Below are 1,429 nucleotides of genomic sequence, written 5' to 3' on the forward strand. Positions count from 1 at the left end.
CTGTGCAGGTCGACGGCGTCGTCCAGCGCGGTGCGGCACGCCCGGTCGTTACCCAGACAGGCGTGCACATAGGCTCCGGTGACGGCTAGCCACGACCGGACCGCGGGCAGGGCTGTCGTACCAGCGGTTCGCCGGGCGGCGTCGGCAAAGACAACTGCCTGAGTGTGGTGGCCGCATTCTGACAATGTGCGGCTCATGCGGCCGAGGAGGAACGCCTGAAGGGTGACGTCGTCGAGGTCGCGAGCGACGTCGAACGTGTGCCGGTACAGCGCCGCGGCCTGATCGTATTCCTCCAGGTCGAAGTACAGCCACGCGACCAGGATGTTCACGTCCACAGCGACCGGAGCGACCTGCTGCCATGGGGAGTGACCGTGGGTACGGCGCAGCAGGAGGGCCAGCCGCCGCTGATGGTCGGTCGCAGGCGTGAACACCACGGCGGGACCGAGCAGACCATCCAGACGGCGGTAGCTCGCCGTCAGCTCCGAGAAGATCCCGATCGTCTCCGGAGTAGTCGGTATCGGACCGGTGGGCAGGCCCGCTGCGAACGATGCGACCGCGCCCGCTCCCACGCCGCTGAGAAGGTCTCGTCGTCGCATCAGCTCATCCCAGAGGTCGGCGACATCATCCACAGTATGAGCCGCCAGACCGACCCCATCCGAGGCCTCCGCAGCTTCCAGCGTCAATGACCGCGTCATGGATGGTGCCTGATCCGGCACCACGACCGCCGGCAGACCCTGGGCTGGGACCAGAACACCGGGACGCGGGCTGGCCCCGAAACCCGAAGCCGGACTGCGCCGATCCGACTGCACGGGAGCGGATGACGATGGCGGGCGCTGGGCGACGATAGGGACGGGGATGCCGTGGCGGCTTCTGTCGAGCAGGAGCCGGTCGGCAGGAGTCAGGTGTTCATGGTCATCGAAGTCGAGCAGTCGATGGATCTCGGTGTTGTAGACGTGGGCGAGCAGCGCCAGTACCAGCGGGGTCAGTTTACGACCGCTACCGGCCGGCCACTGTTCGTATTCACATAGGTGGGATGGCGTCATACCGGCTCTGCCGGCGGGGTCCATCCCGCTGCGGGCGGTATAGGTGTTGATCTGCTCGGCGGCCTGCTTCAACGTCCAACCAAACGCGTGCCGGTAGGCCGCGCGGGGCCGTAACCGAAAGCGGCGGGAGAACTCCGCGGCGATCTCGTCGTAACCCAGTCCCAGGTCCCGCATCCGGGCACGCAGCTCGTCCTGCTCAGCCCGCAGACTGCTCCTGGCCCTGGGCATCGGCCCCACCTTCCCGGTATCGCGCCGAACAGCCGCACCGGCCACACTCAACGGTAGCGGGTCCATCACCCAAGCGGCAGGCAGTTGGTTGCGCGTGACGATGATGGGTCTGCGTCGCTCACGCCTTCGTCGTGATTCGTTCTCCCAGATGGTGGGCA

The 1,429-nt window shown here is 67.0% G+C and carries 1 protein-coding gene; it reads right to left on the bottom strand.

Features of this window, described 5'->3' with window-relative positions; genetic code table 11:
- On the bottom strand, window positions 1–1,271 hold a 1,271-nt coding region (locus U9980_RS27660; RefSeq protein ID WP_322770619.1), incomplete at its 3' end, for a hypothetical protein.
- Between the last annotated feature and the right edge of the window lie 158 nt (window positions 1,272–1,429).

This window comes from Protofrankia sp. Cr1 (assembly GCF_963555865.1).
Lineage (GTDB): Bacteria > Actinomycetota > Actinomycetes > Frankiales > Frankiaceae > Protofrankia.